Origin of the sequence: Kitasatospora sp. NPDC036755 (assembly GCF_040636595.1) — a bacterium.
Lineage (GTDB): Bacteria > Actinomycetota > Actinomycetes > Streptomycetales > Streptomycetaceae > Kitasatospora.
The window spans coordinates 1-6,580 of record NZ_JBEZUT010000410.1 but is presented as its reverse complement, the minus strand read 5'-3'; the positions used below and the strand labels follow the sequence as shown (position 1 = coordinate 6,580).

5 protein-coding genes are annotated in these 6,580 nt (G+C 74.0%); 3 read left to right on the top strand and 2 right to left on the bottom strand.

Going from position 1 to position 6,580, the window contains the following annotated elements; translation table 11 throughout:
* A partial coding sequence (locus AB0E96_RS36625) for a hypothetical protein (RefSeq protein ID WP_359830427.1) occupies window positions 1–1,212 on the top strand: 1,212 nt, incomplete at its 5' end.
* 64 nt (window positions 1,213–1,276) lie between these two features.
* On the opposite strand, the gene AB0E96_RS36620 is transcribed toward AB0E96_RS36625, so the two are convergent.
* Window positions 1,277–2,824, bottom strand: a complete 1,548-nt coding sequence (locus AB0E96_RS36620; protein WP_359830425.1) for a Na+/H+ antiporter — start codon at window positions 2,822–2,824, stop codon at window positions 1,277–1,279.
* 296 nt (window positions 2,825–3,120) lie between these two features.
* Here AB0E96_RS36620 and sph point away from each other — a divergent pair, with 296 nt between their 5' ends.
* Both sph and AB0E96_RS36610 read left to right on the top strand, forming a co-directional pair.
* Window positions 3,121–4,098, top strand: coding sequence for a sphingomyelin phosphodiesterase (sph, locus tag AB0E96_RS36615; RefSeq protein ID WP_359830423.1), 978 nt, complete (start codon window positions 3,121–3,123; stop codon window positions 4,096–4,098).
* A 152-nt stretch (window positions 4,099–4,250) separates the two neighbouring features.
* A complete protein-coding gene (locus tag AB0E96_RS36610; protein ID WP_359830421.1) occupies window positions 4,251–5,066 on the top strand; it encodes a thioesterase family protein in 816 nt (271 codons plus the stop codon).
* Between the two features lie 111 nt (window positions 5,067–5,177).
* Here the strand turns inward: AB0E96_RS36610 and AB0E96_RS36605 are convergent, their stop codons facing one another.
* On the bottom strand, window positions 5,178–6,458 hold the full coding sequence (locus AB0E96_RS36605) for a radical SAM protein (RefSeq protein ID WP_359830419.1): 1,281 nt from the start codon (window positions 6,456–6,458) through the stop codon (window positions 5,178–5,180).
* Window positions 6,459–6,580: the final 122 nt, after the last annotated feature.

Genomic DNA, 6,580 nt, shown 5'->3' with positions numbered 1-6,580 from the left:
CCCGCGAACGCACCCGTGTCCACGCCCGGGTTCGCGCCCGCGCCCGCGGCACCGGGCGGGGTCCCGGTGCGGGTGAACGTGAGCCCCGACGGCGCCGCCGCCGACGACTGGTCCGAGCCGCTCGGGCTGAGCGCCGACGGCCGGTACGCCCTGTTCACCTCGCTGGCCTCGAACCTGGTGCCCGGCGACACCAACCGCCTCTACGACGTCTTCGTCCGCGACCTGTGGACGCGGCACACCGAGCGGGTCAGCCTCGCCGACGGCGGCGGCCAGCTGGACGGCTCCAGCAGCCAGGCGGCGATCAGCGCCGACGGCCGGTACGTCGCCTTCAGCAGCGACGCCTCCGACGCCGTCCCCGGGCACGGCGGCGGGCGCACCGACGTGTACGTCCGCGACCGCGCCACCGGGCACACCGAGCTGGTCACCGCCGGCACCGGCGTGGGGAACTCCGTCACCCCCGCGATCAGCGCCGACGGCCGCTTCGTCGCCTACTCCTCGGACCGCGCCGACCTCGCCCCCGGAGCGCGGCCGGGCACCGCCAACATCTACCTGACGGACCGCCGGGCCGGCACCACCCGGCTGGTGACCACCGGGCAGGGCGGAGCCCCCGCCGACGGCGGTTCGGTGGAGCCCTCGCTCAGCGCCGACGGCCGCACCGTCGCCTTCCGTTCGAAGGCGGCCAACCTGCTCGCCCCCGCCGCGAAGACCCTGAAGCCGCCGCCCGCCCGGCAGCTGTTCCCGCTCTACGTCTTCGACGCGGGCACCGGCCGGATCGAGGGCGCGAGCGTCGACGCGGCCGGCACCCTGCGCGACGCCGCCCGCGAGGGCCGGCTGAGCCCCGACGGCCACTACGCGCTGTTCCGGGTGTTCGAGCCGGTGCCGGACGGCAGCCGGGTCGCGCTCCACGCCCGCGACCTGCGCACCGGGACGGTCACGGAGGTGGCGCCGGTCGGCACCCACCCGGCCGTCATGACGGCGGACGACCGCTGGGTCTACTTCGCCTCGGACGACGCGGGCCTGGTCCCCGGCGGCACCGGCGCGGTTCCGGCCGTCTTCCGGCGGGAGCTGCGGACGGGCCTGGTCGAGCGGGTCGCCGACGGGGTCGGCCCGGCCTCGGCGACCGCCGTGGACGCGCTCGGCACCACCCTGCTGTACGGCGCCCTGGACGGCACCCGCGCCGACGTCCTGGTGCGCCACCCGCTCGCCTTCTGAGCGCCCGCAGCGCCCGCCTCCCGCGGGGTGCGCCGCGCCGCGGTCCGGGCGATCGGGCCCCGCGTCAGTTCCGTCCGAGGGCGGTCTGTTCCAGGTCGAGGTCACGCTGCAGCACCCGCAGCGTGGTGTCGCTGATCCGGTGCTCCTCGTAGAGCCGGCGCAGCCGGTCGTTCTGCACCGCGATCACCTCCTGGCGCAGCTGGCGGTAGGCGGCGTCGGCGGTGCTGCCGCCGGGGGTCTCGGGGGTGCGGTCGAGGCGGGCGGTGAGAGCGCGGCGGACCCGGTCGAGGGCGGTGTCGGGGACGGCCTCCAGCTCGCTCAGGCCCTCGACGTGGTCGAGCGCGGCACGGTTGAGCTCGTCGCGGGCCCCGTCCTCCTCGCGGGCGGTGTGCTCGGGCTCCAGGGCGAGCCCGGAGCGGTGGACCACGGCGGCGAGGGTGAGGCCCTGGACGACCAGGGTGAGCACCACGACCGAGGTGGTGAGCACCAGCACCAGCGGCCGCCCGGTGAGCGGTCCGCCGTCGTGGCCGGGCAGCGGGATGGACAGCGCGGCGGCGAGCGGCATCACGCCCCGGGTGCCGGCCCAGGTGACCACCCCGGCGACCCGCCAGGACAGCCTTCCCCGGCTGGGCTTGACGGCGCGGGTCAGCGGCAGCGTCCAGAGCACCCGGACGGCGATCAGCACCGCCGCCAGCGCGAGCGCCTGGAGCGGCCACCAGCCGGTGCTGGCCGGCAGCTCGCGGACCAAGGCGGGCAGTTCGAGGCCGACGATCGCGAACACGACGCTCTCCAGCAGGAACACCACGACCGCGGAGACGGCGTGCAGCTGGAGCCGGATGCGGGCGTCGGTGAGCCGGTGGCCGGAGCGGCCGAGCAGCACCCCGGCGACGACCACCGAGGTGACGCCGGAGGCCTGCGCGGACTCCGCCAGGACGTACGCCGCGTACGGGGTGACCAGGGCGATCACCGTCTCCAGCACCGGGTCGGTGGTGCGTCGGCGCAGCAGGGCGGCCAGTGCGGCGACGAGGGCGCCGACCAGGCTGCCGCCCCCGCCGAGCAGCAGCAGCCGGCCGCCGGCCCCCGGGAGGTCGACGGTGCCGCCGACGCCGACGGCTATCCCGACGGCGACCTTGAACAGCACCAGTGAGGTCGCGTCGTTGAACAGGCTCTCCGCCTGCACCAGCGCCTGGACCCGCCCGGGCAGCGCCAGGCGGCGGCCGAGCGCGGTGACGGCCACCGGGTCGGTGCTGGAGAGCACCGCGCCGAGCACGAAGGCCATCGCGGGCGGCAGTCCGGCCACGCTGACGGCGACGAAGCCGACCGCGGCGGCGGAGGCGAAGACCAGCCCGAAGGACAGGACCGTGACCGGCCGCCAGACCGCGCGCAGGTCGCGCAGCGAGAGCTCCTCGGCGGAGGAGTGGAGCAGCGGCGGCAGCACCACCGTGCCGATCAGCTCCGGGGGCACGCGCAGCGCGGGCACCCCGGGGACGAGGGCGACGGCGAGCCCGGCGAGGACCAGCAGGGAGGGCGCGGGCACCCGCCACCGCCGGGCGAAGGTGGCCACCCCGGTGGCCAGGACGACGAGGACGAGAACGATCCCCACGGCGTGCATCTGCCTCAAGACCCATCGCGACAGCGGGGTCGCGCGGCACGGACCGCCGCGTCGTCCCCCGAGCCGACCAGACTTCCCGGCACACCGGCGGTCATCTTATCGGCCCTTTTGCGGGCTTCGGCAGGGTGCCTTTGCCGTGCCGGGGCGGTGACCGCCCGTCAGGCTCGCGCCGACGGTGTTACCGATGAGTTCACCGATTGCTCGCCCGATGTCTTGCGCGTCGTGCGGAGGGCCAAGTTGGATACACAACATCCCTCGACCCGACGGGTCCACGACAACGCCCCCACGGAGGCCCGATGCCCCTGTCGTCCGTCCGCCGCGCTCTCGCCGCCGGCGCCGCCGCCACCGTCCTCGCCGTGCTCGGCGCCGCCCCGGCCTCGGCCGAGACCGCCCCGGCGAGCGCGCCGCCGCTCGACGTGCTGACCTACAACACGTTCCTGATGAGCACCAACCTCTACCCCAACTGGGGCCAGCAGTACCGGGCGCAGGCCATCGCCTCGGCGGACTTCTTCCAGGGCCACGACGTGGTCGTCCTGGAGGAGGCCTTCGACAACGCGGCCTCCGACGCGCTGACCGCCAAGGCCTCGGCCGCCTACCCGTACCACACGCCGGTGGTCGGCCGCTCCACCGCCGGCTGGGACGCCACCTCCGGCAGCTTCAGCTCCGCCACCCCCGAGGACGGCGGCGTCACCCTGCTCAGCAAGTGGCCGATCCTGCGCAAGGAGCAGTACGTCTACAAGGACGCCTGCGGCTCGGACTGGTTCTCCAACAAGGGCTTCGTCTACGCGGTGCTGGACGTCGGCGGCCGCCGCACCCACGTGGTCGGCACCCACCTGCAGTCCACCGACTCGGGCTGCGCGAGCGGTCAGGCGGCGGACATCCGGGCCAAGCAGCTCACCGCGATGCGCTCCTTCCTGGACGCCAAGCGGATCCCGGCCGACGAGCCGGTCCTGCTCGCGGGCGACCTCAACATCGACTCGCACGGCTCCGAGTACCAGGCGCTGCTGACCAACGGCAACCTCGCCCCGGCCTCCGCCCGCACCGGCTGGCCGTACTCCTTCGACACCGTCGACAACTCCGTCGCCGCCTACCGCTACCCGGGCGAGCCCAAGGAGGACCTCGACTACGTCCTCTACCGGGCCGACCACGCGCGCCCGCAGCAGTACACCAACCAGGTGGTCCGGGTGCACAGCGCGCCCTGGACGGTGAGCAGTTGGGGCAAGAGCTACACCTACACCGACCTCTCCGACCACTACCCGCTCGTCGCGCACTGACGGTCCGGCTCCTGCGGCGGTGTGGGATGCGTCACGCGTGACGCCGCACGGGCGGTTCGGCCCCTTACGATCCTGAACGCCGAGGTCGGGCGCCGTCGCACCACGGCGGCGCCCTCCCGGCAGCCAGCGATCCGGCCCGAGGAGAAGCGCACGTGACCACCCCCACCGCCGCGCCCGACAGCTACTACCAGCGCACCGGCGAGCACAGCTACAAGCCCACCGCGCACGCGCAGGGCGCCTGGCACGCGGACGAGCAGCACTTCAGCCCGCTCGGCGGCCTGATCGTGCACGCCATCGACCGCCACCGGGCCGGCCGCCCCGCCGACGGCCTGGCGCTGGCCCGGATCAGCTACGACATACTCGGCCTGATCGCCCTCGAGGAGTTCGAGATCACGGTGGAGACCGTCCGTCCCGGGCGCACCATCGAGCTGGTCGAGGCCACCGTGGTGATCGGCGGGCGCGCCGTGGTCCGGGCCCGCGCCTGGTTCCTCGCCGAGCTGGACACCGCCGCCGTCGCCGGCACCCACGACGCACCGCTGCCCGCGCCCGAGGAGTTCGAGCCCTGGACGATGGCCGGGGTGTGGGGCGGCGGCTACATCGCCTCGATCGACGTCCGCCGCCGGGAGACCGCCCCGGGCCGCGCCGCCGCCTGGCTGGCGAGCCCGGTCGAGCTGGTCGCGGGGGAGCCCAGCGGCCCGCACGCCTCCTTCGTCAGGCTGGTGGACACCGCCAACGGCATCGCCGTGCGGCAGGACCCCACCGCGTGGATGTTCCCCAACACGGACCTGACGATCCACTTCCACCGCCGTCCCGAGGGCCTCTGGACGGGCCTGGACACCAGCGTCAGCTTCGGCCCGGCCGGGCACGGCGTCACCAGCACCGTGCTGCACGACGTCCACGGGCCGCTGGGCCGGGCCGAGCAGATCCTCACCGTCCGCCCGATGCCGTCGGCGGGCCGAGCGGCCTGAACGGCCTGAACGGCCTGAGCGGTCTGAACGGCCTGAACGGCTCGACCGCCTGCACGGAAGCGGGCGGATCCCGGTGGCACCGGCCCTCCCGGCCGGCGCCACCGGGCGGCCTCAGCCGGTCAGCGAGTCCATGAAGGAGCTCACCGAGAACACCGCGCGGCCCGGTCCGGCCGGGCCGTAGCCGGGCGGGGAGGAGAGGCCGAACTCCTCCAGGGTCGCCCGGTAGGTCCGCAGCAGCCGGATGTGGTACTCCAGCGGCGCGCCCTGCGGGTTGGCCTTGCCGAGCGGGGTGGTGGGCTCGGGGCACCAGGTGGTGAAGCGCGGCACCACGCCGTGGGACATGAAGAAGCGCAGGCCCTCCTCGGTGGAGGCGATCGCCTCGTCCACTGTGGTGAAGCCGAACGGCTCGGCCATCTCCACGCCGGCGACGAAGTTGGGGATCACGTTCTCCGCGCCGAACACCTCGGTGGAGTCGAGGATCCGGCGGTGCCACTCGTCCCGGCCGACGTAGCGCTCCTTGCCGGGGCAGTAGAGCTCGAACAGCCGCTTGTCCCAGACCTCGAAGTTGGGGTGGTAGATCTTCACGCCGTAGTCGTGGAAGCGCTGGACGTCGTCGCGCGGCAGCGCCTGGGCGACCACCTTGCCGATCCAGCGGTCGGGGAAGCGCTCCTCGATGGCCTTGGCGTACTGCCCGTAGAAGTCGGCCTCGTCCCGGCCGCCGATGTGCGAGGTGATCGCCCCGCCGGTGAGGGTGTACGCCTGCGAGGCGCGGGCGGTGTCGTGCTCGTCGATCAGCGCCAGCGCCTCCAGCACCTCCTCGACCGGCTTGACCCCGGTGTACGGGCGGCCGGCGGCCTTGTGCTGGCGCCAGTTGTGGTTGATGTCGCAGTACTGGCACTCCTCCTTGGCGCCGAAGTACTGGCAGACCCGGAACACCGTGAGGTAGATCAGGTAGCCCCACTGGATGGTCGGGGCGACCTCCATCACCGACTTTCCGTTGGCCAGCGTGTGCCGGTAGTAGTCGGGCATCGGCGGCAGGCCGACGTCGGCGATCCGCGTGCCGTCCAGGTAGAGGCCGAGGGCGCCGTCCTCCCCGGCGCCGACCCGGTACGGCGAGTCCGGGTTCACCCGCACCGACACCACCGTGCGGCGCAGCCCGTACGGCCCGCCGGTCAGCACGATCTCCTCCGGCGGCCGGTTGAGCGCGGCGGCGCCGAGCTCGGGCAGGGTGCGGTGGTCGAAGGAGAAGATGAAGTACGACTTCGGCTTGACCTCGCCGCCCCCGTCGGCACCGGCACTGCCGCTGAGCGCCGACTCGTCGAAGGCCATGCCGCCGCGCAGCAGGTCCTCCTTGATCACCGCCTCCCGGGGCACGTCGGGATAGCGCTCCATGAGCTCCTCGACGAGTGCGGTGCGGCTGCTCCTCCTGGTTAACACCCAGCTCCTCGTCGGCGACGATCTGGTCCAGGACGAACTGGGTCTTGATGCCCTTCTTCGCCTGCTCCTCGATCTCG

What these genes read in the sequence shown, in the direction of transcription:
- AB0E96_RS36620 (WP_359830425.1), bottom strand. Translation starts at nt 2,824, where the DNA reads ATGCACGCCGTGGGGATCGTTCTCGTCCTCGTCGTCCTGGCCACCGGG.
- AB0E96_RS36605 (WP_359830419.1), bottom strand. Translation starts at nt 6,458, where the DNA reads ATGGAGCGCTATCCCGACGTGCCCCGGGAGGCGGTGATCAAGGAGGAC.
- sph (WP_359830423.1), top strand. Translation starts at nt 3,121, where the DNA reads ATGCCCCTGTCGTCCGTCCGCCGCGCTCTCGCCGCCGGCGCCGCCGCC.